The sequence below is a fragment of the Secundilactobacillus odoratitofui DSM 19909 = JCM 15043 genome (assembly GCF_001434895.1).
Classification (GTDB): domain Bacteria; phylum Bacillota; class Bacilli; order Lactobacillales; family Lactobacillaceae; genus Secundilactobacillus; species Secundilactobacillus odoratitofui.
Map to the genome: position 1 here is coordinate 541,621 of NZ_AZEE01000028.1, position 23,411 is coordinate 565,031.

The 23,411-nt window shown below is 42.6% G+C and carries 26 protein-coding genes and 1 tRNA gene; 6 read left to right on the forward strand and 21 right to left on the reverse strand.

Going from position 1 to position 23,411, the window contains the following annotated elements:
• Positions 1–52: 52 nt before the first annotated feature.
• The 9 genes from FD04_RS07505 to rpsB form a co-directional block, all read right to left on the reverse strand.
• Positions 53–1,795 (reverse strand): proline--tRNA ligase, encoded by a 1,743-nt coding sequence (locus FD04_RS07505; protein WP_056948016.1) that lies wholly within the window; start codon positions 1,793–1,795, stop codon positions 53–55.
• A 29-nt stretch (positions 1,796–1,824) separates the two neighbouring features.
• Complete coding sequence (gene rseP / locus FD04_RS07510; protein WP_054701076.1) at positions 1,825–3,099, reverse strand: RIP metalloprotease RseP; 1,275 nt, start codon at positions 3,097–3,099, stop codon at positions 1,825–1,827.
• Positions 3,100–3,147: 48 nt separating this feature from the next.
• A complete protein-coding gene (locus FD04_RS07515; RefSeq protein WP_056948018.1) occupies positions 3,148–3,936 on the reverse strand; it encodes a phosphatidate cytidylyltransferase in 789 nt (262 codons plus the stop codon).
• Positions 3,937–3,955: 19 nt separating this feature from the next.
• A complete protein-coding gene (locus FD04_RS07520) occupies positions 3,956–4,732 on the reverse strand; it encodes an isoprenyl transferase (RefSeq protein ID WP_056948020.1) in 777 nt (258 codons plus the stop codon).
• Between the two features lie 107 nt (positions 4,733–4,839).
• Positions 4,840–5,250, reverse strand: coding sequence for a hypothetical protein (locus tag FD04_RS07525; protein ID WP_056948022.1), 411 nt, complete (start codon positions 5,248–5,250; stop codon positions 4,840–4,842).
• A gap of 29 nt (positions 5,251–5,279) precedes the next feature.
• Positions 5,280–5,843 (reverse strand): ribosome recycling factor, encoded by a 564-nt coding sequence (frr, locus tag FD04_RS07530; RefSeq protein ID WP_420806520.1) that lies wholly within the window; start codon positions 5,841–5,843, stop codon positions 5,280–5,282.
• Entirely contained in the window at positions 5,840–6,562 is a 723-nt protein-coding gene (pyrH, locus tag FD04_RS07535; protein WP_056948026.1) for a UMP kinase, read from the reverse strand. Before pyrH ends, frr begins: the two co-directional genes overlap by 4 nt.
• A gap of 124 nt (positions 6,563–6,686) precedes the next feature.
• The gene (gene tsf / locus FD04_RS07540; protein WP_056948028.1) at positions 6,687–7,568 is read right to left on the reverse strand and encodes a translation elongation factor Ts; all 882 of its coding nucleotides are present in this window, start codon (positions 7,566–7,568) and stop codon (positions 6,687–6,689) included.
• A gap of 138 nt (positions 7,569–7,706) precedes the next feature.
• Positions 7,707–8,471 (reverse strand): 30S ribosomal protein S2, encoded by a 765-nt coding sequence (gene rpsB / locus FD04_RS07545; RefSeq protein ID WP_054701079.1) that lies wholly within the window; start codon positions 8,469–8,471, stop codon positions 7,707–7,709.
• A gap of 346 nt (positions 8,472–8,817) precedes the next feature.
• On the opposite strand from rpsB, the gene FD04_RS07550 reads away from it, so the two are divergent.
• Positions 8,818–9,528, forward strand: coding sequence for an HAD family hydrolase (locus tag FD04_RS07550; protein WP_056948031.1), 711 nt, complete (start codon positions 8,818–8,820; stop codon positions 9,526–9,528).
• A gap of 206 nt (positions 9,529–9,734) precedes the next feature.
• Here FD04_RS07550 and FD04_RS07555 read toward each other — a convergent pair whose 3' ends face one another.
• The 3 genes from FD04_RS07555 to FD04_RS07565 all read right to left on the reverse strand — a co-directional run bounded on the left by FD04_RS07555 (position 9,735) and on the right by FD04_RS07565 (position 11,868).
• Positions 9,735–10,730 (reverse strand): D-2-hydroxyacid dehydrogenase, encoded by a 996-nt coding sequence (locus FD04_RS07555; RefSeq protein ID WP_056948033.1) that lies wholly within the window; start codon positions 10,728–10,730, stop codon positions 9,735–9,737.
• Positions 10,731–10,838: 108 nt separating this feature from the next.
• Entirely contained in the window at positions 10,839–11,114 is a 276-nt protein-coding gene (locus FD04_RS07560) for a GIY-YIG nuclease family protein (protein ID WP_056948035.1), read from the reverse strand.
• The gene (locus FD04_RS07565) at positions 11,104–11,868 is read right to left on the reverse strand and encodes a tRNA1(Val) (adenine(37)-N6)-methyltransferase (RefSeq protein ID WP_056948038.1); all 765 of its coding nucleotides are present in this window, start codon (positions 11,866–11,868) and stop codon (positions 11,104–11,106) included. Before FD04_RS07565 ends, FD04_RS07560 begins: the two co-directional genes overlap by 11 nt.
• 72 nt (positions 11,869–11,940) lie before the next feature.
• Here FD04_RS07565 and FD04_RS07570 point away from each other — a divergent pair, with 72 nt between their 5' ends.
• Complete coding sequence (locus FD04_RS07570) at positions 11,941–12,567, forward strand: lysophospholipid acyltransferase family protein (RefSeq protein ID WP_056948040.1); 627 nt, start codon at positions 11,941–11,943, stop codon at positions 12,565–12,567.
• A gap of 148 nt (positions 12,568–12,715) precedes the next feature.
• Here FD04_RS07570 and FD04_RS07575 read toward each other — a convergent pair whose 3' ends face one another.
• From FD04_RS07575 to FD04_RS07590, 4 genes are all read right to left on the reverse strand, one after another.
• Positions 12,716–14,509, reverse strand: coding sequence for an ABC transporter ATP-binding protein (locus FD04_RS07575; protein WP_056948042.1), 1,794 nt, complete (start codon positions 14,507–14,509; stop codon positions 12,716–12,718).
• Complete coding sequence (locus FD04_RS07580; RefSeq protein ID WP_056948044.1) at positions 14,499–16,256, reverse strand: ABC transporter ATP-binding protein; 1,758 nt, start codon at positions 16,254–16,256, stop codon at positions 14,499–14,501. Before FD04_RS07580 ends, FD04_RS07575 begins: the two co-directional genes overlap by 11 nt.
• 125 nt (positions 16,257–16,381) lie before the next feature.
• A complete protein-coding gene (locus FD04_RS07585; protein ID WP_054701091.1) occupies positions 16,382–16,606 on the reverse strand; it encodes a YneF family protein in 225 nt (74 codons plus the stop codon).
• A 92-nt stretch (positions 16,607–16,698) separates the two neighbouring features.
• On the reverse strand, positions 16,699–16,944 hold the full coding sequence (locus tag FD04_RS07590) for a DUF896 domain-containing protein (protein ID WP_056948047.1): 246 nt from the start codon (positions 16,942–16,944) through the stop codon (positions 16,699–16,701).
• Between the two features lie 198 nt (positions 16,945–17,142).
• Here FD04_RS07590 and lexA point away from each other — a divergent pair, with 198 nt between their 5' ends.
• Positions 17,143–17,772: a transcriptional repressor LexA gene (lexA, locus tag FD04_RS07595; protein ID WP_054701096.1), complete on the forward strand. Its 630-nt coding sequence runs from the start codon at positions 17,143–17,145 to the stop codon at positions 17,770–17,772.
• 124 nt (positions 17,773–17,896) lie between these two features.
• On the opposite strand, the gene FD04_RS07600 is transcribed toward lexA, so the two are convergent.
• On the reverse strand, positions 17,897–19,060 hold the full coding sequence (locus FD04_RS07600) for a hydroxymethylglutaryl-CoA synthase (RefSeq protein ID WP_054701099.1): 1,164 nt from the start codon (positions 19,058–19,060) through the stop codon (positions 17,897–17,899).
• A gap of 390 nt (positions 19,061–19,450) precedes the next feature.
• Here FD04_RS07600 and FD04_RS07605 point away from each other — a divergent pair, with 390 nt between their 5' ends.
• Positions 19,451–19,717 (forward strand): HPr family phosphocarrier protein, encoded by a 267-nt coding sequence (locus tag FD04_RS07605; protein WP_056948048.1) that lies wholly within the window; start codon positions 19,451–19,453, stop codon positions 19,715–19,717.
• Between the two features lie 275 nt (positions 19,718–19,992).
• Complete coding sequence (locus tag FD04_RS07615; RefSeq protein WP_054701102.1) at positions 19,993–20,379, forward strand: DUF805 domain-containing protein; 387 nt, start codon at positions 19,993–19,995, stop codon at positions 20,377–20,379.
• A gap of 76 nt (positions 20,380–20,455) precedes the next feature.
• On the opposite strand, the gene FD04_RS07620 is transcribed toward FD04_RS07615, so the two are convergent.
• Positions 20,456–20,890 carry a universal stress protein gene (locus FD04_RS07620; protein ID WP_056948052.1) on the reverse strand — a complete coding sequence of 145 codons (435 nt, stop codon included), beginning with the start codon at positions 20,888–20,890 and terminating at the stop codon, positions 20,456–20,458.
• An 85-nt stretch (positions 20,891–20,975) separates the two neighbouring features.
• Positions 20,976–21,383 carry a hypothetical protein gene (locus FD04_RS07625; RefSeq protein ID WP_054701108.1) on the reverse strand — a complete coding sequence of 136 codons (408 nt, stop codon included), beginning with the start codon at positions 21,381–21,383 and terminating at the stop codon, positions 20,976–20,978.
• Between the two features lie 187 nt (positions 21,384–21,570).
• Here FD04_RS07625 and FD04_RS07630 point away from each other — a divergent pair, with 187 nt between their 5' ends.
• Complete coding sequence (locus FD04_RS07630; protein WP_056948054.1) at positions 21,571–22,119, forward strand: GNAT family N-acetyltransferase; 549 nt, start codon at positions 21,571–21,573, stop codon at positions 22,117–22,119.
• A gap of 597 nt (positions 22,120–22,716) precedes the next feature.
• On the opposite strand, the gene FD04_RS07635 is transcribed toward FD04_RS07630, so the two are convergent.
• Positions 22,717–22,804: transfer RNA gene (locus FD04_RS07635), tRNA-Ser, on the reverse strand.
• 77 nt (positions 22,805–22,881) lie between these two features.
• On the reverse strand, positions 22,882–23,400 hold the full coding sequence (locus tag FD04_RS07640) for an adenine phosphoribosyltransferase (protein ID WP_056948056.1): 519 nt from the start codon (positions 23,398–23,400) through the stop codon (positions 22,882–22,884).
• Positions 23,401–23,411 lie beyond the last annotated feature (11 nt).

Below are 23,411 nucleotides of genomic sequence, written 5' to 3' on the forward strand. Positions count from 1 at the left end.
CGAAACAAAACGACTAGTCTTGTTTTCGAACCCGTTTATTAACCAACTCTGGTTAAGCGTTAGTCGAATCATCAGACGTAGCTGAACCGTCAATTTCTTTTAATAAAATCGAAACGGTGTTTTCAACTTCATCCGCCTTAACTTCAACTGTTTCACCAGTTTTGCGAATCTTAATCTCGACAATTCCTTCGCTAGCCTTTTTACCAACCGTAATTCGAATTGGTAACCCAATCAAATCAGAATCAGCAAACTTAACGCCGGCACGTTCCTTACGATCATCAATCAGGATTCGATAACCAGCAGCAGACAGCTTATCATTTAAGTCGTTTGCTAAGGCAACCTGAGTGTCATCCTTAGTATTCACAGGAATGATGTGCAAATCAAATGGTGCAATTGCTCGTGGCCAAACAAGGCCGTGATCGTCAGCTTGTTGTTCGGCAATTGCTGACAATAGTCGGCTGACACCAATCCCGTATGATCCCATGATAACTGGCACTGAACGACCGTTTTCATCTAACACTTTGGCGTCCAAAGCATCTGAGTACCGCGTACCAAGTTTGAAAATGTGGCCAATTTCAATCCCACGTGTAAACTTCAACTTACCAGCGCCGTCAGGTGAAATATCACCTTCTTGAACTGTCCGTAAATCCGTAAAGTGATCTACATTAAAGTCGCGTTCAACGTTAACGTTGAGGTAGTGGAACCCATCTTCGTTGGCACCGGCCACTGCGTTGACCATGTCTGACACGTAACGGTCAGCCACAATCGTCACATCACCCGAAACACCAACTGGACCAAGTGCACCAAATGAGGCACCCAAAAATTCTTGGGCTTGTTCATTGGTTGCGGGAACTAAGAAGTCAGCGTGTAAATCATTTTTAAGTTTAACCTCATTAAGCTCGTGATCACCGCGAACTAACGCCAACACAGGTTTTTCATCAGCCATGTACAATAAACTCTTAATCAACGTATCAGGTGTAATTTCAAGCTTAGCTGAAACTGCATCAATCGTTTTGGCGTCGCCGGTAGCCACTTTCTCTAAATCAAGTTGAGCGGCATGAGACTTCTTAGGCGTGTACAAGTTCGTCGCCATCTCAATGTTAGCTGCATAATCGGATTCGTCCACGTAGACGATCGTATCTTCACCAATCGGTGCAATAGCAGAAAATTCTTTGGAATCTTTACCACCCATGGCACCAGCGTCCCCAATAATGGTCCGGTAATTTAGCCCAATGCGATCAAACACTCGCTTGTAGGCGCCTTCCATCTGCCGATAAACCGTATCTAGATCATCGTAATTCGTTGAGAATGAATACGCGTCTTTCATAATAAATTCACGACCACGAAGTAACCCATAACGTGGGCGTTCTTCGTCACGATACTTGGCCTGAATTTGGTACAACGTTAATGGTAGTCGCTTATATGATTTGATGCTATCACGAATCAAAGTCGTAAAGGTTTCTTCATGGGTTGGGCCCAAGATAAAGTCAGTATCGTGGCGGTTCTTAAATTTAAAAAGAGTCGGGCCGTACGTATCATACCGACCAGAGTCTTGCCATAGAGACGCTGGTAAGACGGTTGGTACTACCATTTCAACGGCATCGATTTTAGCCATTTCTTCACGAATGACCGTTTCAATATTGGTTAAAACTTGAAATGCCAACGGCAAGTACGCGTACATACCTGCAGTCACTTGTCGAATATAGCCGGCTCTCAGCATCATTTGATGACTGAGTGCTTCAGCGTCACTCGGCACCTCTTTCAAAGTTGGAATCAGCATTTTTGACTGTTTCATTCTAAATTGAACTCCTTTATAAGTTGCGCTTATTTGATGAAATAACGTTCAATGTCGTTCCACGTCACGAGTAACATTAACACGACTAGGAAAACCACCCCAACGAGGGTAATGGCCGTCTCAACGTTTTCGGACAATGGTTTGCGACGAATGCCTTCAATCACGTTAATTAATATTTTACCACCATCCAACGCTGGAATTGGTAATAAATTAACAATTCCTAAATTCAGTGAGAGAAAAGCCAAGAAATTCAAGACTCCGGCTAACCCCTCTGAGGTAGCGGTTGAAGTGGTGGCAAAGATTGCAACCGGCCCACCCAAATCATTTAGGCTGAAATGACCAGAGACCATCGACCAAATTGCGGCGAGTAGCCGAACTGTCATTTGCCAAGTTTGTGTAAATCCAGAGAGTAACATGGCACCGATATTATGGTTCCGGTAAGCGGTAATGCCTACCGCGCCAATCGTTTTTTGATCAACTTTCTTTGCAACTGGCGTCAAGGTAATGGTCTTGATTTGGTCGCCACGTTTGATTTTGAACGTGGTTTTCTTGTCCGCTCGACTTTGAATCTGAGTCGATAACTGTGTCCAATTATCAACAGCGTGCCCGTTCACAGCGGTAATATAGTCACCATTTTTAATGCCCGCTTTTTGGGCAACTGTGACACCTGAATCAGTTGGCGTCACTTGATTACTATTAGTCGTTACACCACCAACCACAAAACTGAGAATGGTGTACACGATAATCGCCAGAATAAAGTTATTCATTGGCCCAGCAAAGTTGGTCATTAATCGATGACCTAGTGAAGCCGATTGGAACTGGACATCCCTTGGTGCAATTCGAACTTCCGTGCCATCACTTTCGATAATCGTGGCATCGTGGGCAACGGCATACCGTTTCACGGTTGATTCATCACCGTTTTCGTAGCCTTCAATCCACAACTGATCTTCCAAATCAGTTGCAGTGACTGCCATCGGAATACCGTTGAACAATGTTGATTTCTTACTGGTATTGATACGGGTCACTTGATCGTTATCACCCACGTACAGACTTACCGGCGTACCCGGCTTTAATTCATCCTCATCGTCTTCGCCACCAGCCATCCGCACATAACCACCAACTGGCAGGAGCCGAATCGTATAAGTCGTTTCAGCAGTTCGATAATTAAAAAGCTTTGGCCCCATACCAATCGAAAACTCACGTACGAGGATCCCGGCACGTTTGGCAAAGTAAAAGTGACCAAATTCGTGGATGAAAACGATCAGGCCAAACACAATGATAAAGGTAATAATGGTCGTAATCACAGACGTCGATCCTTCCGTAAATTGTCTAAGACTTCTAACAACATTAATTTAAATAAACCCAAGTAAATGTAAGGCTGGTAATACTAACAGCAAGCTGTCAAAACGGTCTAAAATACCACCGTGACCTGGCAAAATTTTGCCTGAGTCTTTCACACCATAGTAACGTTTTAAAGCCGATTCAACCAAATCGCCTAACTGTCCAAAAACTGAGAGAACAATTGTGAGAAGTACCGTCGTTAATAAGCTGTAATTGCCTTGTGGATAGAAGTAGGCAAATACACCCACGATGATTGTGGCTACGACAGTACCGCCAATTGAACCTTCCCAAGTTTTGTTTGGGCTCACGTGTGGTGCAAGTTTGTTTCGACCGAGTTTTCGACCAATCATATAAGCGCCTGAATCGGTGATCCACACGATTAACAGTGCAAAAAACAATGTGTCTAACCCTGCGGCACGCGCTACGATGAAGTAATGAAAACCAAACCCAATGTAAATTGTCCCAATCGTTAAGACGGCCGCATCATCAAACGAAAAGCGGTTTTTTGAGAAAACGGTATACATCAGTAATAAGATCACGATGAGATAGACAATAAAAGTCAAGTCTAAATGTGCCGGCAGAATTGACTGCCAAACATCCGGTAAGATGACCAACAAGATCGCAATGCCAGATAATATGGCTTCAGGTGAAATAATTAATCTCTTGCGCATAACAAGTAATTCTGATAAAGCGACAAGTCCCAACACTGCCGCTGCGATATCAACCCAAATTCCCCCAGCAATGATAATTGGAATAAAAATAATGAGTGCGACTACCGCCGTTATAACCCGCTGTTTCATAAAAGTCCTCTTCCCTAATTTATTTTGAAAGGCCGCCAAACCGACGCTTACGATGTTGATATTCGTCAATTGCTTGAACCAGTAATTCGGGTGTAAATTCTGGCCAGTGTGGTGCCATAAACACAAACTCCGAATACGCAATTTGCCAAAGTAAGAAGTTTGAGATGCGTTTTTCACCAGAAGTCCGAATGACAACGTCCGGATCGCGATATTGCCCTAACGACTGTGTCATTAAGTGCTCATCAATCAACTCGCTGGTAATTTGATCCGGTTCGAGTTGACCGTCCTTCACTTCTGTGGCAATTGTTTGCATGGCAGTGGTAATCTCAGCACGACTACCGTAATTGAGTGCAAAGTTCAACACCATGCCGGTACAGGCTTTGGTGTCTTCAATTGCCTTATTGACTGCATCCTGCGTTTTTTGTGGTAACTGGTCGGTATAGCCCATCACGTTTACCCGCACGTTATGCTTGATTAGATCTGGGACAAAGGTATCAAAAAAGTCGACCGGTAGTTTCATTAAATAATTGACCTCATCGGCAGGCCGCTTCCAGTTTTCGGTTGAAAAGGCATAAAGGGTCAATACCTTCACACCTAAGTCGCTAGCAGCTTGCGTAATCACCTTGACAGTATCCATGCCCTGTTTGTGACCAGCTACCCGTGGCAAATGCCGTTTTTGCGCCCAACGGCCGTTACCATCCATAATAATTGCGATGTGCGCTGGAATATTATCTGGATCTAACGTCATCTCATCAGGCAACGTTGCCTGGTCCTTTTTATTCAGCCAAGAAAACAAAATGGCACCTCCAAATTAGCTTTACAAAACTTTATCATACCAAAAAACAGAGTTGTCGACTATCCCAACTCTGTTTGAACGGTGATATTTAACAGAATCTAAATATGCTACTGAAGCAAGCGCCATTCACCACGATTAGCGTCAGATAACGTATTAAAATACTGAAGTAAGTTGTTTGCATCGTCTGGACTCACTTCACCTAACATATTAAGCCCTTCCCCAGTAGGAATTGGCTCGCTTAGATCCGTGATTTCAGAATCGTTTTCAATTGTTGCCTTTGAAAAGGCAATGATCCAATCTTCTTCGATGAGTTGTGTGATGACAAAAAATAAATTGAAATCGTCATTCACATACGCTGGTTGTGCAAAAACACCATCGTCAATTTGAGTTAACTCACCGCCGTTATAGTTTAAAACGGCAAGATTCTCGTCGTTAACTGCATCGTTAAGTTTGAAAACCATTTTGGCAAATTCCGGAGTACCTGGCGTGATTTCCATTGTTTCGTCGTCGTTAGCCATACAAATGTCCTTTCTTTGATACCAGTTGTTTAACCAGCGATAATTTCTTGTTCTTTTTCATCAGTCAACTGATCAATCCGCTTTACAGCGTCGTCAGTCACTTGTTGAACGTTTTTTTCGAGATTATGAACTTCATCATCAGTGAAATCACCATCTTTATGGCCCTTTTTCAAAGCATCCATGGCCTCGCGACGAACGTTTCGAACAGCTACCTTGCCAGTTTCTGCAACGCCACGAACTTGTTTGGCAAGTTCCTTACGCCGTTCTTCAGTTAACTGTGGTACTACCAAACGGATCGCCGAGCCATCGTTAGCCGGTGTAATGCCAAGGTCCGATTCCAAAATACCCTTTTCGACGTCTTGTAAAGAAGACTTATCAAATGGGGTCACTAAAATCACCCGTGGTTCTGGAACCGTAATGGCGGCCACTTGGTTGATTGGTGTCTCAACGCCGTAATATTCAACCGTCACACGGCTGAGTAAACTAGCGTTAGCGCGACCGGCACGAATCGTCCCAAATTCACGACCTAAAGCCTGTTCAGCTTTGACCATTTTGGCTTTTGCTTCTTCAATAATTGTGTTTGCCATGATTATTTACCCCTAACTGTTGTTCCGATTTCGTCACCCAGAACAACTTTTTTGATGTTACCTGGTTGGTTTAAGTTGAAGACAACTAGTGGAATATCGTTGTCCATTGAAAGTGTGCTTGCAGTTGAATCCATAACGTGCAAGCCTTTGTTAATGATATCCATATGAGTTAAGTGATCAAACTTAACTGCATTATGATCGATGTTAGGATCAGCTGAATAAACACCATCGACGCCGTTTTTAGCCATCAAAATAGCATCGGCATTAATTTCAGCAGCACGTAAAGCAGCCGTTGTATCAGTTGAGAAGTATGGGCTGCCAGTACCACCGGCGAAAATAACAACGCGTTCTTTTTCTAAGTGTCGAATCGCTTTGCGGCGAATATAAGGTTCCGCAATCGCACGCATCTCGATTGAAGTCTGTACCCGAGTAGGTACACCCAACGATTCAAGGTTATCTTGAAGCGCTAAGGCGTTCATAATTGTCGCCAGCATGCCGATATAATCAGCTTGTGCACGTTCCATACCCATCTGGGCACCTGACTCGCCACGCCACATATTGCCACCGCCAACGACGATTCCAATTTGAAGACCCAGTTCAAATACATCCTTAACTTCTTTAGCGACCGTTTTGATAACTGGTGGATGAATACCAAAACCTTGATCTCCCGCTAAGGCTTCGCCACTTAGCTTCAAAACGATGCGCTTATACTTTAAATCCGTCATTATGAGCCTCCTATTGCTTTCCTTGTGTAATTCTATCATAAACCGATACCATTCGATAGTCGTATCGCGGGCAAATTGCATAAAAAAAGATGTACCCAAGTACATCTTTTTTTAGTGACACAAATTAGCCATTGATTTGGCTGTTTACTTCGTCTTCAAAGTTTTTAACTTCAACTTCGATACCTTCGCCGACTTCATAGCGAACAAAGCTCTTAAGCTTGCCACCCTTTGAAGCAACGTATTGGCTAACGGTTTGATCAGAATCCATGACAAATTCTTGGTCAGCTAAGCTGATTTCAGACAAGAATTTACGGAGACGGCCTTCAACCATCTTTTCAACGATGTTTTCTGGCTTGCCTTCATTTAAGGCTTCCTTCTTCAAGACGTCACGTTCGTGATCCAACCGTTCGGCAGGAATATCGTCGCGTGAAACGAATTCTGGGTTAACGGCAGCAACGTGCATTGCAACGTTCTTAGCAACACTTTCGTCAGTACCTTCCAATACAACTAAGGCAGCAATTTGGCCACCGTTGTGTAAGTATGCACCAAAGACTTCGTTATCATTCTTTTCAACAACTGCAAAACGACGTAGAGAAGTGTGTTCTGAGGTCACTTGAGTTTGTTCAATAATCAAATCGTTGACAGTTTGACCAGCATCGTTCTTGAGTGCTAAGGCAGCATCTAAATCAGCTGGCTTTTGAGTAGCAATCAAATCGGTAATTGTGTTAACCAAGTTCTTGAAACGATCATTAGTCGCCACGAAGTCAGTTTCTGAGTTGATTTCAGTAATTGCAGCCGTGTTACCGTCGACTGAAATGTGAGCTAAACCGTTGGCAGCAACGTTGCCACTCTTCTTTTCAGCCTTGGCAATACCCTTTTCACGTAAGAAATCAACGGCCTTTTCCATATCACCGTCAGTGGCAACTAAAGCCTTCTTAGCGTCCATCATACCAACGCTTGTCTTGTCGCGTAGTTCTTTAACTAATTTTGCATTAATGCTTGCCATTATTATGGCCTCCTTAAATTTAAGTACTAAATATCTCTTAACATCAACACAAAAGGCTGACCTGAAAATAATCAGGCCTCGCGGGTCCACATTTTCAAGCCAGCCTAGCACTGATGGTTTTAACAAATGTTAGAAAAACTATTCAGCAGCGTTGTCGCCTTCAACTGCAGCTTTAACATCTTCCATGTTAACTTCTGCTTGGGCAGCTTCTGCGTCATCTTCGCCTTGACGACCTTCAATGACTGCATCGGCCATCTTGCTAGTGATCAAGCGTACGGCACGAATAGCATCATCGTTAGAAGGAATGATAACGTCAACATCATCTGGATCAGTGTTAGTATCAACCATCGCAACGATAGGAATGTTCAACTTTTGAGCTTCCTTAACCGCAATTTGTTCCTTACGAGGATCGACAACAAACATCACATCAGGAATCTTAGGCATGTCTTCGATACCACCCAAGAATCGTTCCAACTTGTCAGTCTGCTTCTTTAATAAAGAAACTTCCTTCTTAGGTAAACGATCAAAAGTGCCATCTTCGGCCATCTTCTTAAGATCCTTCAAACGCTTGATACGAGTTTGAATGGTGTTCCAGTTAGTCAAAGTCCCACCTAACCAACGGTGGTTCACGTAGTATTGGCCAGCACGAGTTGCTTCTTCAGCAATTGAGTCCTGAGCTTGCTTCTTAGTACCAACGAATAATACGACGGCACCCTTTGAAGCTTCGTCCTTTACAAAGTTGTAAGCAGTATCAATTAACTTAACAGTCTTTTGTAAGTCGATGATGTAAATACCGTTACGTTCCGTAAAGATATATTCCTTCATCTTTGGGTTCCAGCGACGAGTTTGGTGACCGAAGTGGACACCAGCTTCTAGTAATTGTTTCATTGTAATAACAGCCATGAAATAGCCTCCATCAAAGTTTTTTCCTCCTCCGAGGTCTTCTATGCTAAGAACTCATTAAGAGCACTACTTAGCATATTGCTCGGAGTGTGAATTATGGCGATTAGCCGGTAATTAGTATACCCGTTTTAAATGATTGTCGCAAGCATTGAATCAAAATATGTGGTTCAACCTGCCACTTTTACAGAAGAATTGTGCGCCGTGGGTTTTCAATTTAAGACATGGCGTGCAATTAAGCTGTGCAACGCGCGGTATTGAAGGAATCAGTGCCCTAGGTAAATAAAGTTATAATTAATGTTACATTTGTGTTACACTACATCTCGCAGAATTGTGAGGAGGAACGACTATGATCAAAGCCATCGTTTTTGATCTTGATGATACGCTGTATGATCAACAGCGGCCATTCCAGCAGGCTTTATTGTCCGTATGGAATGACCCAGCCGTATCAGGTTCAGTATTAAACGATCTGTTTTCAACGTTCAAACAGCTAAATGATCGCGTCACAACGTTGGAAACTTTAAACATGACACAAGTGTTCGATCAACTTAACACCGTGCTAGCCCATCACGATTTACCAGCACTTGCCGGCTCCGTTTGGCTCGCGTTTTGGGACCAATACCAAAAAGAAGCAGCGCACATTCACTTGTTTACCGAAATCAAAGACCAACTAACTTTTTTGAAAGATCATTATCAGTTGGGCATCATTACAAACGGTACCGTTGAAGCACAGTCTCAAAAAGCATTGAAACTTAATTTGCATCAGTGGATCGACCGAAAAAACATGGTTATTTCTGAAGAGGTTGGGTTAATCAAACCTGACGCCAGAATTTTCACCTACTTCAACCGTCTCTTGAATCTTCAGGCTAACGAAGTCGTTTACATCGGCGATAACTTTAATAATGATATGCTTGGTGCTAAGCAAGCTGGTTGGCACGCCTTTTGGTTTAATCATCGTGGTCTCGACTTACCTAAGTCAGACTACATTCCTGATCAAACCGTTGAATCACCAGCTGAACTGGCCGAATTGCTACAAGCCATGACAGTTACAGCATATTAATTTACTAAACGATCTCTTTGTATCGCAGGCCGTCTTACGACGGGCTGCGATTTTTTTGTCAATTACTCATAAAGGCATCAAAAAGAACCACTTAAAGCACCCAGAGCGGCTGTTTTAAGTGGTTCTTCGAGAATATGAATAAAATTAAGTCTTAACTAAGCGTTAAAATCAATTCTATTTCACAAGTTGTTATTTGTAATTTGTTGTTAGAACTTAACTTGGCTTTCGTCGCTACCCTTTTCAATCAAGTTAACGTTGCTGTTCAAGGCGAATTGCACCATGTTCTTAACAGCAGTCTTGGTGAAGAAGGCAATATGTGGTGTAACCAAAACGTTTTCACGCTTGATCAAGTTCTTAAGACGTTCGTCTGGAATAGCATCGAAGCTACCAAAGTCAGTGTTGAAGATACCAACTTCGTCTTCGTAGACGTCAAGTGCGGCTCCAGCAACCTTGCCTGAATCCAAGGCACGAATCAAAGCGTCAGTATCAACTAAGGCGCCACGGGCTGGGTTGATGATGAAGACACCATCTTTCATCTTGCCGAACGCTTCGTCGTTAAACATGTGTTCGTTTTCTTTAGTAGCTGGTGAGTGCAATGAAATCACATCAGCTTGGGCATATAATTCGTCCAAAGTATCAACGTAGATGCCTTCCTTTTCCAATTCTGGGTTGTGGAAGATATCATAAGCGATAATTTTGGCACCAAAGCCCTTGTAGATGTTGATTGCAGCACGGCCAATCCGGCCAGTAGCAATCACACCGACAGTCATTTGGTCTAATTCATCAGCAATGTCTGGGGCCCAACGAAGGTCACCATTAGCGATTTTACAATCAAATGTGTTAGTGCGACGAAGTAACCGCATCAATTGAGTTGCAGCTAATTCAGCAATTGCGTTTGGAGAGTATGCAGGAACGTTAGTCACTTTAATATCATTGCGCTTAATTGCGTCAGCATCGACGTTATCCACACCGACGTTACGTAATGAAAGTGATTTGATACCAAAGCTTGCTAACTTGTCCAAAACTTCAGCTGTGTATGGCTTTTGTTGATAGACAACAGCACCATCATAGCCTTTAGCTTGGTCCACCGTTGATTCATCCAACAATTCGGCAACTGCCTTAACTTCGATACCCTTATCCTTTGACCATTGATCGAGGTAAGGCTTTTCATCGTCACGAATACCATATGCAATAATTTTCACAATTGTTTCCTCCATTTCACGAATCTGCTTTTATTTTAGCACGTTTACCATTGAATGATAAGCGTTTCCACTAACTATTACAAAATGTTCACAAAAAACGCCAAGCTTTCAAGAAAGCTGAATACCGTGTTCAGCTAAATAACGTTCCTTTTTGGCTCTAGACTGGTGTTTGAACGCATATTCGGCCTTCAGAGCAGCCGACTTGGTTGAAAAAGTTTCGTAGTATATCAACTTGAGTGGGTGGCGTCGTTTGACCCGAGTATACTTCGCACCTTTACCAGCCTGATGGGCCTTAAACCTTCGAAAGACGTCGGTTGAATAGCCACCGTATAATGTTTGATCAGCACACAACAAGACGTAGAAAAAATACTGTTTAGTTGCCATAAAGCATCTTCTTTATCGGTTTTGAATATTCACCAGTCTCATCGTAGGTCATCAGTCCCGGCATCACCTTCATGCCGGTTCTTTGACCATCTTTAATTGCCTCGACCAAAACGATGTTTGCCTCCCGCCCAGCCTTGGGGTAGACAAATTGGACGCGCTTAATTGCCAAGCGGTGTTTGGCCATCAATGCAGCTAAATCTAAAAAACGATCTGGACGGTGGACAAAGTAAGCCTTCCCATTCATTTTCAGCAAATCACTGGAGACTTTGATCACCGTTTCCAGATTAGTTTTAATTTCATGCCTGGCAATTGCTAAATATTCGTTGGGATTTTTCTTACTTGCGGGCTGATCCGCAAAGTAAGGTGGATTACAAACCACTACATCCACAGAATCCTTAGCGATTTTTTCAGTAATGGTTGCCAGGTCTTGTTGATAAACGGTAATTTGATTGTCCAACTGGTTAAGTTGGACGGATCGTGCTGCCATGTCCGCGAGACGTTCTTGCAACTCAACCATCGCGATCGAGCCCTTAGTTTTGTGCGCCATAAACAGACTGACTGCGCCGTTTCCGGCACATAAATCAACGAGGAGCCCACTTTTTTTGGCTGGTGCCTTCGCAAAATTTGCTAGTAAAACGGCGTCCAATGAAAACGAAAACACACTGGGACTTTGAATAATTTTAATGTCTTGACTGTATAACTGATCGATCCGCTCGTCGGATCTAAGTTCAGGCGTTACCAAATAATCACCCATTTCATTGATGTTTCCCTCAATTATCTCTATAATAGCAATATTATACAACTTTATGTTAAGAGAGGTTAAAGGATGTTTTATTCGTTTATCCGTGTCGTAGTGCGTGTGCTGTTATTTATTGTGAACGGTAACGCCCACTATGAACACAAAGAACGGCTACCTGAAGGCAACTACATTTTAGTGGGGCCTCACCGAACCTGGTTTGACCCCATATACTACGCGTTGGCAGGTAGCCCGAAGAAGTTTAGTTTTATGGCTAAAATTGAATTATTTAAAAACCCAGTTTTACGCTGGATTTTAAAACACGCCAATGCGTTTGCCGTTGACCGTGATCATCCCGGTCCGTCAGCAATTAAAACGCCCGTTAGATTGCTTAAAAAAAGCGATTTATCCTTAATCATGTTTCCATCTGGGACCAGACACTCTCAGGATTTAAAGGGCGGTGTAGCCGTGATTGCTAAACTTGCCAAAGTCCCAATCGTCCCCACCGTTTATCAAGGTCCATTAACGTTTAAGCAATTATTTACCCGCAAAAAAATTACCGTCTCTTTCGGCGAACCCTTCTACGTCGACCCCAAACTCAAGCTTGATGAGGCCGGCTTCAAAGTCATTGAAAGTCAGATGCAACAGGGCTTTGACCGGTTAGATAAAGAGATTGATCCAACTTTTAAATACGTTGACCCAAAGCAACTCAAATAACAAACTTGTTTCGTCAGTTTTACTCAGCTCAACTCGTTTCGCAAACCAAAAGCTGCCCTCAATGCAATGTGAACTTTACACATGCATTGAGGGCAGTTTTTATTTAACTCATTTTCGTTGAATCGCGCAGTCAACATCGACGGCATCGTTAATCTAAGTGAGCGGTGTTCTGTAACTGAATCATGTCGTAGTAAACACCGCGCTGTGCCATTAATTCATCATTAGTTCCCCGTTCTACGATCCGACCACGCTTCAAAACCAGAATCAAATCTGCGTTTTGAATGGTGGATAACCGGTGAGCAACGGCAATCGTGGTTCGGCCGGCCTGCAGTTTTGCTAAACTGGCTTGAATGGCCTCTTCTGTTTGGGTGTCGATATTGGCCGTGGCTTCATCCAAAATTAAAATTTTCGGATTGGTCACTACCGTTCGAGCAAATGAAATCAACTGTCTTTGACCACTGGAATAACCATTCCCGCGTTCAATTACTCTGGAATCATACCCTCTTGGCAGTTGTTCGATCATGTCATCCGCGTTGACGAATTGGGCAGCGGCGCGAACCTGGCGATCGGTAATTGAGGCATCAAACATGCGAATATTTGACGCTACGGTGCCGTAAAACAAAAACGGTTCCTGTAATACGAGCCCCATGTTACGTCGCAAGGTTGCAACATCGAATTCACGAATATTTTGGTCGTCTAAAAGCACCTCACCAGATTGAAACTCATAAAAACGCATCAAGACGTTAATGATGGACGACTTTCCACTACCGGTCTCCCCTACCAGGGCAACTGTCTGCCCGGGTTGCGCCACAAACGAGATGTCATCCAAAATCGGCGTCACACCATCGTAGGAAAAATTAACGTGTTTGAATTCAATTTTACCAGCCGTAATGTCCCGGTTCGCAACAACTTGTTGTGCGGGGGCCGTCGTCTCATCTGCCAACAGCTTCATAACACGTGAACCAGAAACAACGCCATCTTGAAAATCACTAAGATTATCCATCATACTCGTCATTGGGTTGAATAAATTATCAAGGTAAGTGACGAAGGCGTAGATCATCCCTGCCGCAACGTAATGGTGTAAGCCAGAAACGCCGAACAGGCCTAAAATTAAAATCACACCAGTTGCATAAAACAAATCAATTAACGGACTCAACAGCAACGCATTAATGCGAATCATCGCGCGCCGAGTATTAAAGTAGGCGTCATTCACATTATTAAATTCTTGGCTCATCCTTTTTTCTTGTCGAAATTGTTGAATGACACTAATGCCCGTAATGGCTTCAGCCAAGCGGGCATTTAATTCACTCAAGCGTTCCCGCATCCGTCGATAAACCTTAGAACTGTAGCGTTGATAATACCAGATGGCCGCCCCCAAAAACGGGAGTAGCACCAATAACCAAAGCGCAATTTTAGCGTTAAGTAAAAACATCGCAATAATTGATGAGATGACTGAGAGTAACGCCACGATCAAACTGCTAAATAACTGCCAAAAAGTACTGAATGACATCGTATCATTGGTTAATCTTGATAAAATTGACCCGCTTGGAACTTGGTCAAAAAAACGCATACCGAGTGAATGAATTTTCTGAAAAATTAATCTGCGGACCCGTTCAAGCATGTACTCGGCACCCATGCTATATAAGTAAGTCTGACAGAATTGTAAAACTGCTTTAATCACCATAGCGAAGAAATATGCGCCAGCAAAAAACCACATGATTTTCAAATCGGCACGACCAACTTTGAGATAGTGATCCATGTACGTTTGAATAATCATCGGCAGTAAAATATTGACAGCGCTAATGAGTACGGCAAACCCAATTGCCACCCCAAAATACCGCCAAAAAGGTTGGGCATACTTCATTAATCGACCCACAACGTGGAATTGTTGCTTCACGGTCATACTTTTAGACCACGCTGATTGATGCGTCTCATTTTTCATCAGTTGCCTCCCTTACCTTCATTTCCAAAGCCTGACGATCAAACATTTGACGATACCAACCCTTTTGGGCCATCAATTCGTCATGCGTCCCGCGTTCAGTAACTTCACCATGATCAAGGACGATAATCTCATCGGCTTGCATCACCGAGCTTAATCTGTGAGCGGCGATAATCGTGGTTTTGTTCGTCCGCAGCTGATGCAAATTGCCTAGGATATGACTTTCCGTTTCTGCGTCAACAGCTGAAAGTGCATCATCTAAAATCAGTAACTCTGGCTGAATCAATAAGGCCCGTGCAATAGCCAATCGTTGACGCTGGCCACCGGAAAGTGACACCCCTTGTTCACCGACCAGTGTTTCGTAACCCTGTTCAAAGTTTGCGATTTGTTCGGTTAACCCGGCCAAATCAACTGCTTGCTCAATTTCGGCTTGGGTCGCCTCAGGTTTGGCAAACGCAATGTTGTCACGAACTGATTCAGAAAATAAAAAACTGTCCTGCGGTACGTAACCGATTGCTGGTAAATAGGCGTCAAGTTTATAATCTAAAATATTCGTTTCACCAAAATCGATTTGGCCTTGATAATGCTCGAACTGACGCAACAGTAACCGCATCACCGTCGTTTTACCGGCGCCAACCCGACCGACGATCCCGAGTGTTTGACCGGCCTTTAGGTTAAACTGCACGTTTTTAAGGGTCAAAGTGGTAGCGTCTGGATAACCGAAACCCTGTAGATTAAACCTTAAATCACCCGCTGGTCGACTAACCACACCATCAGTGAGATCGACAACCTGAGAGTGTTCATTGATCAAGCGCATGACGCGATCGTAACTGGCATTACCACGCTCCATGGTGTTGAATAACATCCCAACCGCAAAAATCGGCCAAATCATCATTGATAAGTAAGTAATAAACGTCACCAGGTTCCCAATTGAAATCACGTGATGCACCACTAAACTACCACCCATGACGATTGTTGCAACGTAGGCCAATCCGATGATCAACGTGGTAATCGGGTCAAACATAGCATCTAATCGGTTAACCCGACGATTAATCTCAATCGTTCGGTCAATTTGTTGGTTAAAGTCATCAATATCCGCTTGTTCTTGCCCTAAACTTTTAATCACCTTAACACCGGTAATACTTTCTTGGGCTTTATTATTGAGCCGTGAAAAAGCCGCTTGAGAATCACGGAAAGCTAAGTTAATTTTCTGACCCAAATAAAATGCCATGACTGCGAGTAATGGAAATGGGAGGACAGCAATTAAAGTTAGGCGCCAATTGACCAAAGTCATCATCGCAATTAGCGTCGTACCACCCGTAATAATTGAATCCGCAAACTGAAGGATTCCGCCACCAGCAACCCGTTGAATCGCCTGCAAATCATTCGTAGCTCGAGCCATTAAATCACCAGTCCGGTACTGTTGATAAAAAGTTTGGTCCATGTTCATATAATGCTTGAATAGCCGTTGCCTGAGTGTTTTCTCTAAGTTAGCGGCCGCACCCCAGATGGCCGTTCGCCACATATACCGTGACCCGTATTGACCAATTGCAGCAATTGCGAGGATTCCCAACTGAACAAGCAACGTTTTCAATGTCAGTTGATGGCCATGAATGGCATCGACGATCAAGCCAATCATTCTAGGTGGGATGATTGCTAAAATTGCCGTTAATAATAACCCCAGCAATCCAAACAAATAAGTTCGCCACTCAAGTTTGAAATACCACCCCAATTTTTTAAAGATGCTCAATAGTTAACCCCCTTCTAAATAACAAACAGATTAATATTTTAACGATAACATAATTATTAAATGATAGAAATAATAAAAAGAGCCCCAGGATTGCTCCTAAAGCCCTTTATCAGCCAATTTAGTGACTATTTTTCTGATTGTTGTTGTTTCATGCTGTTCATCATCTGACGCAGTTTCTTTTCAGAAGGACGTTGGCCCATCTGCATCATCATCATCCGCAGCTGATCTTCGTTGATAGGTGGGTTTTCACGGATATACTTCTCCATGTAACGGCGTGCTGCAAAGAACCCAATTGCTAAACCTGCCAATAATGCAACGATCACAATAAGAATCCAAATTCCAGTGCTCAAGTGGTTGTGCCTCCTTTACTCTAGCTTCCATTAAACAATATTACACAAAAACGCTTCATTTTAAAAGGACTTCTCACACATTGCTGCAAAAGCTAGTCACGTAGCCCCTTTTTCTTTTGAATATCACGAACTTTTTGTGGGGTAACTTCTTTACCCGACTTATCGAAGATCTGCATCATTTCGATTTGACTCTTAAAACTTTCACGGAATTTCTTCAGGTATTTTTGGCGTAAATCCTTACGTTCAATTTCTTCAAGTTCAGAAAGGCCTTCAGCCTTTGCTTTTTTGGCAAGCGCGTTAATTCTTTCGATCAATGCCTTCATTTCAGTATCTGCCATGCCATTCACTCCTTTACTTTACACAACTTTTCATAATACAACGATTAGACCATGGGGGCAAGTCAGAAGCTCAACAATTCTGAGTGAGTTAGCCTACATTTAGTGGATAGTTGTCACCAATACCCGAACAGGTGTTTGAAATTCGACGTAAAATGTGCTATGCTAGGCTAAATTAGACCGACTGTTAGAGGTGAACCCATGACAAAATCATCAGATTCAAAGCAACTCGCAATCTTGCGATTTATTTATGACCAGACTCAGTCACACGGTTATCCGCCAACTGTCCGAGAAATTGGCGAAAAGGTTGGCTTAAGTTCAACTTCCACCGTTCATGGCCATATTGCTCGTCTATCAAAGAAGGGCTATCTCATCAAAGATCCTACCAAACCACGGGCGCTAGAGGTAACCGATCTGGGTATCGATGCCCTTGGCATTGTCACGACACCCACTAAAATTCCGGTGCTTGGGACGGTTACTGCTGGTGAACCAATTTTAGCCGTTCAAGAAGCAACCGATTATTTCCCAATTCCCGATCAGTTAGTGGATGAGGCCGGTGAATTGTTTATGTTACAAATTCGCGGTGAGAGTATGATTAACGCTGGTATTTTAACTGGTGACAAAGTCATCGTCAAAAAGCAACACACTGCTGAGAATGGTGAAATTGTGATTGCCATGAACGAGGATGATGAAGCCACCTGCAAACGATTCTATAAAGAAGATCACTACTATCGCTTGCAGCCTGAAAACGACACGATGGCACCAATTATTTTAAATCAAGTTACAATCTTAGGTAAAGTCATTGGCTTATACCGTGACCAGATTTACTAAAGGTTATTTTTTAAGAATCTGAGACAGCGAAAAAGTCGTCGATTTCGAGCAAATTCGAAATCGACGACTTTTTATTGACGCAAAAACCTTGCCTATTTGCATCAAAGTTGTTGTCTCAAGTTACTTAGGCCTCTCGATCGACGTATTGGCGTTGATCATGCTTAATGCCCGCCAACACAAAACGAGCATCATCTTGCCGTGTATCCAGTAACACATCGTGGTTGGGTAACTGTTGCTTAAATAGTCGCTCGTAGGTTGCCACATCAACTTGGGTTCGATTAGCAAAATAATGGTCAAACCAAGCCTTTGAGGCCTCGACATCAAACTTGTCACTAATCGTACCGCTATAAAACTCCCCTTCTGCACCAGAACCATAGCTGAACAGGCCAATCCGTTGACCTGGCTTTAGCGTGGCTTGGTCAAAAAGTGACCGTAAACTCAAATAAAGTGAGCCTGTGTACAGATTACCAACTAATCGATTGTAAACTCGACTGGCTTCAAAATTCGTCATCAATTGACTTTGTTGTTGCTCACTGGCTTCTGGCAACACAGCTCGAAGTGCTTTTAGACCCATTTTAGTGAACGGTAAGTGAAACGCGAATGCTTCAAAATCACGGATGTGTCGGTTGGTCTGTGACTGATAGTTCGCCCAAACAGCCTTAAAGAAATCAATGTAAACATTCTCCGAGTACCGACCATCAACCAGCGCTTCTGTCCGATACAGTGGTCGCCAAAAATCCATAATATCTTCTGAACGAAAAGTCGATACGTCATCTAGATTCAACAAGGCTGGTTCGGCACTAATCGTCATCGCGACTGCACCACCACCCTGAGTCACTTCTCCTGGTGTCTTCAAACCATATCGCGCAATGTCAGACCCGACAACTAAAACCTGCTGTTCTGGATGTAATGCAACATAATCCCGGGCAAACTGCACCCCTGCAGTAGCGCCATAACAGGCCTGTTTCAATTCAATTGCCCGAATATTGTCTGGTAACTGCAACAGCCGTTTGAGATACATTGCTGCCGACTTTGAATGATCAATTCCCGATTCAGTGCCAAACAAAACCATCGCGATTTTATTGCGATTTTCATCATTGATCACACGACTGGCCGCATTAGCAGCCATGGTGACAACATCTTGAGTGACTGGAATCACTGCTTGCTGAGATTGTCCGATACCGATCAGATATTTATTTGGATCAACTTGTCTTGCGTCGGCAAGTTCCGTTAAGTCCAAATACGTCGATGGTGCATAAAATTCGAGTTGGTCAATTCCAATATGCATATTTTCGCCTCATTATTTTTTCGATAAAATCATTATAAACTATTTCGTCAAATTTCACTGCAAATTACATTTTTTACCCAAGCTAACCAACTGGACGATTTCGAACTTAAAAAGTAAAGAAACTAACTTCTAAGTTACTTTCTTCCTATCCGACGTTAAGGGTTAGTCATGTTCCACCAGTCTTAGCCTTCGATAAATCAACACTTTATTCATTTGCAAACAAATCATCGCCCACTCCAAATGATGCCGTAACCAACTCTGTCAGCAATTATTTATAAAGAATCTGATTGAATTAAACAACTATTATCATGTAATCAGGTCTTTTTCGCTCAAATTACGGCAGTAAGGGTTATAATTAAAGTAAGCTAAATTACAAATGAGGTGTTCGATTTGGAAAGTACAACTGTTAAAGTAATTGCCGCTGGCGGATTAACTGGCGATGCCGTTAACCAACTAACGAATGAACTGTCAAAGTATAAATTTAAAATTATGCTGAAGTACCAAGGCACAACCACGATTGCCAATAGTTCACTTGGCGTGATGAGCTTAGGCGTACCAGAAGGCGCCACTATTTCAATCAGCGTTGACGGGACGGCTGATCAACTTAACGAAGTCGTCACGAGTTTAGTTGATAATGGCTTTGTTGCTACAGATTAAACCTGAAAAACGACTGATTGTCCGATGACAATTGGTCGTTTTTTTCGCTAAAACACTCGATTTCACCTAATTAATCGGGCAATCAAAGGAGGTGCTCACCTTGACTGAAAAAAACGACCAGCCAACCACATTTAAAAAAATCCGTCGTGGCATTCCGGGTAATTGTCCCCAGTGTCGTCGTCAAATGACCATCTATTATGGGATGAACCGTTGTCCATCATGTGGGTACTTATTCAAATCCAATTTAATTGTCAAATAATCGTTCGGAGGAAACCATGATACGTTACTATCAAGAATTTTGGACAAAATTATTCGTTTTTAATGCCACTGCCACTCGGGCGCAGTACTGGACTGCCTATATCATTAATGGCATAGTTATCTGGCTCTACGCAGTTTTAACTCACCAACAAGGCTACTTGCACAATGGGCACTACGCATTATCACTCAGTGCCAACTCACTCATTTTCGGTGTTCTTTTACTCTTAGCATGGTGTGCTAATTTCACCGTTAGAGCGCGCAGACTTCACGATTCCAATCACAGTAATTGGTGGCTTTTAATTAGCATCATTCCCCTAATCGGTGGTATCTGGTTATTCATCCTCTTATTACTTCCAACGCAGAGAAATGCCCGTTGGTCGATCAATCAAAGCGAGATAAATTAAGTATAATCACAAAGCGACTTCAATGGGATCACCATTGGAGCCGCTTTTGTTAACGCGTTGATATATCGACTAATCGTTAATTTTCTTCCGCATTAACGACCAAAACCTGCACGGGCGCCCTGCGAACCACGTACGCGGTGGTTGAGCCAATTAATAATCGGTTTAAGGCGTCAGCTCCTGATTTACCGATCACAATCAAGTCAGCCTCTTCGTCTTCGGCTGCGCTCACAATTTCATTTTTGGGAATACCCTCTGTTACAAATGATTCCATGGCAACACCTGCAGTTTCAGCGGTGGATTGCCCTTCATTTAATATCTGTTGTGCGCGTTTACCAAGTTCTTGGCTCAAATCTAAAGGTAAACTACCAGAAGCTATCGACATACTGCCCTGATCGGCTACCGACATTAGAATTAAAGTGGAGCCAAAGTATCTCGCAATTTGAATCGCTGTTTTTAATGCAGATTGAGCATTTTGGCTACCATCAAGGGGGACTAAAATTCGCTGATACACGACCATCACTCCTTTACAAACTCAGACTTGTTATAACCCCAGTATGCCGGAAATCACCTTTTTGCGCAATTAATCTGCACAAGCACTAGATGAAGTGCGGATCTTTATCGACCGAAAGGCCACCCGTAAAAATGAGCTGGTGTCCATCCTTAATTTTTAGGGTATACGCCCCAGACTTCACGTGTAAAACCTCCACGGTATGACCGTGTGTCGCACGTAAGGTTTTATACAAATGTCCATTTCTGTAAAGCTGATAGGAAAAGGACTGATTGCTTGAGGTCAGCTCGGAGCTATATGCTGTGATGATCACGTGTAAACTGTGTCTCGGAAGCACAATGACCGGCTTGGTCATCGTTTGACGTTGCTTATGAACGGCCAAAGTAGCCGTAGCACGTGAAGAAGCCACAGTAACGCTCTGACTAAATTGATAACTTTGCCAGCCCACCAAAAAGATCGTACCTAACACAACACACCATTTCACGATCACTTTCATTAATTCACCCGCATTTCTGTTTAATGCTATTCAGTTTACCTATCCAAAATGTATATTGATTAACAGATTCTTTACAACTTCATAACTAAAAATAACAAAAAGTTGAAAAAATGAGATTTTTTTCTGGTAATTATTAGCGACTTAGCGTAATCTTGTAGGAGTGATTTTACGTAAAGGAGTCGATATTTTGGAATTAAAAAAAGCAACTTTAACTGATTTGGATACAATTATTGCAATTTTAAAAGACGGCAGTAACCAACTCGCAGAAAGCGGTGTTGATCAATGGCAGGGTGACTACCCTTCTCGCGACCAAATCACCTACGATATCAATCACGGTTTTGCCTATCTGGCACAATCAGACGATAACGAAACGGTGGGTGCTATTGCAGTCGTTACCCCACCAGATACCTCATACGACACAATGCAAGGCACTTGGTTAAACAACTCGGATAGCTATATCGTGATCCATCGGGTAGCGGTTCACTCAAACCACGCCGGTCACGGTTACGCAACTCAGCTTTTTGAAGCTGTGATCAACCACGTTGTTTCGGATCATCCTGAAATCAAGAGTATTCGAATCGATACGCACGCCGATAACAAACCAATGCAACATTTAATCAATAAGATGGGCTTCACTAAAGTTGGCGAAATTTTTGGTGTTTATCACCCAAACGATCAAAGTTTCGTCTACGAAAAGCTCCCTCACGAAGCTAACCACCAGGAACAAGCCAGTTAATTTTTCATACAAAAAAGCCCCATCTGCGATCCGTAACGGTCACAGATGGGGCTCTTTTGGTAGTTGAGAATGTGCTTCGAAAAGAAAGTACAAGCAATATTGTACTGAATCCCCATGAATAAGTAAAGGACTTTTATAAGTTTTTACGTACAAATTTTTAAAAAGTTGGCATCATCAAGTATTGTTATCATATTTTTGTGAATTTTTTATTTAATTATAATTATTAGATTAGTTTCATACTCATCATTAAATTAATAATATATCTTAAATGTGATTTTTCTCACATTTATCATTTGAATTTATCTATTTTTGATAATTATATTTTTATAAAATTGTTAGACCTAACGTGCTATCCGCAATTTTTCGGACTACTAAGTCCACCCTGGTTAAATTCAAATTCGTTCGGAATATTGTTGTCCAAAATATGAATGTTTATGTAAAAGCGTGGCTTTCGCCTCCGTTAGACGGGTCCAACTGGTTTAGATATTGGTTTAGATATTTTACCTATCTATCATGGACTAATCGGATTTTGGAAAATAAAAAAAACCTCAACAGCAACCATTTAGGTAGCTATTGGGGACTATGCGAATTCCACTAAGGAGAGTACAGGATTTGAACCTGCGCGCCGGTATTAGCCGGTTCGCCGGATTTCGAGTCCGGTGCATTACCACTCTGCCAACTCTCCATAACACACTAAATAATTATACCAAAAATAGGTTAATTTGCAACTCATTCTGGATAATATCTAGCCTGTCATCAACATTAATATTCCATCAAACTGAAAATATCGTAGTCTTTAATTTTTTCTCGACCATTTAGATCCTTCAATTCAATAATGAAGGCTGTACCGACGACGATGCCGCCAAGGTCTTCAACCAATTTGATGGTTGCACTGATTGTGCCCCCTGTTGCCAGTAAGTCATCGGTGACGAGTACGCGTTGACCTGGCTTAATGGCATCCTTGTGTAAGTATAAAGCAGATTGGCCATACTCTAGGTCATACGTCGCTTTAACAGTTTCTCGAGGTAACTTGCCCTCTTTACGAGCTGGCGCAAAACCGACACCTAATTCATAAGCGACTGGACAGCCAACTATGAATCCGCGAGCTTCTGGTCCAACAATCATTTCGACGTTCTTACTACGTGCGTAATCAACCAATTGATCGGTGGCGTAACGGTAAGCATCGCCATCCGCCATCAGTGGTGAAATATCTCTGAACATGACGCCAGGTTCCGGATAATCAGGCACCGTAGCAATATACTTGTGTAAATCCATAGTCATAACTCAAAAAC

Excerpts from the sequence above, each read along its gene's own strand:
- FD04_RS07505 (WP_056948016.1), bottom strand. The coding sequence starts at position 1,795 with ATGAAACAGTCAAAAATGCTGATTCCAACTTTGAAAGAGGTGCCGAGT.
- FD04_RS07515 (WP_056948018.1), bottom strand. The coding sequence starts at position 3,936 with ATGAAACAGCGGGTTATAACGGCGGTAGTCGCACTCATTATTTTTATT.
- FD04_RS07525 (WP_056948022.1), bottom strand. The coding sequence starts at position 5,250 with ATGGCTAACGACGACGAAACAATGGAAATCACGCCAGGTACTCCGGAA.
- pyrH (WP_056948026.1), bottom strand. The coding sequence starts at position 6,562 with ATGACGGATTTAAAGTATAAGCGCATCGTTTTGAAGCTAAGTGGCGAA.
- tsf (WP_056948028.1), bottom strand. The coding sequence starts at position 7,568 with ATGGCAAGCATTAATGCAAAATTAGTTAAAGAACTACGCGACAAGACA.
- rpsB (WP_054701079.1), bottom strand. The coding sequence starts at position 8,471 with ATGGCTGTTATTACAATGAAACAATTACTAGAAGCTGGTGTCCACTTC.
- FD04_RS07550 (WP_056948031.1), top strand. The coding sequence starts at position 8,818 with ATGATCAAAGCCATCGTTTTTGATCTTGATGATACGCTGTATGATCAA.
- FD04_RS07560 (WP_056948035.1), bottom strand. The coding sequence starts at position 11,114 with ATGGCAACTAAACAGTATTTTTTCTACGTCTTGTTGTGTGCTGATCAA.
- FD04_RS07565 (WP_056948038.1), bottom strand. The coding sequence starts at position 11,868 with ATGGGTGATTATTTGGTAACGCCTGAACTTAGATCCGACGAGCGGATC.
- FD04_RS07570 (WP_056948040.1), top strand. The coding sequence starts at position 11,941 with ATGTTTTATTCGTTTATCCGTGTCGTAGTGCGTGTGCTGTTATTTATT.
- FD04_RS07575 (WP_056948042.1), bottom strand. The coding sequence starts at position 14,509 with ATGAAAAATGAGACGCATCAATCAGCGTGGTCTAAAAGTATGACCGTG.
- FD04_RS07590 (WP_056948047.1), bottom strand. The coding sequence starts at position 16,944 with ATGGCAGATACTGAAATGAAGGCATTGATCGAAAGAATTAACGCGCTT.
- lexA (WP_054701096.1), top strand. The coding sequence starts at position 17,143 with ATGACAAAATCATCAGATTCAAAGCAACTCGCAATCTTGCGATTTATT.
- FD04_RS07600 (WP_054701099.1), bottom strand. The coding sequence starts at position 19,060 with ATGCATATTGGAATTGACCAACTCGAATTTTATGCACCATCGACGTAT.
- FD04_RS07615 (WP_054701102.1), top strand. The coding sequence starts at position 19,993 with ATGATACGTTACTATCAAGAATTTTGGACAAAATTATTCGTTTTTAAT.
- FD04_RS07625 (WP_054701108.1), bottom strand. The coding sequence starts at position 21,383 with ATGAAAGTGATCGTGAAATGGTGTGTTGTGTTAGGTACGATCTTTTTG.
- FD04_RS07640 (WP_056948056.1), bottom strand. The coding sequence starts at position 23,400 with ATGACTATGGATTTACACAAGTATATTGCTACGGTGCCTGATTATCCG.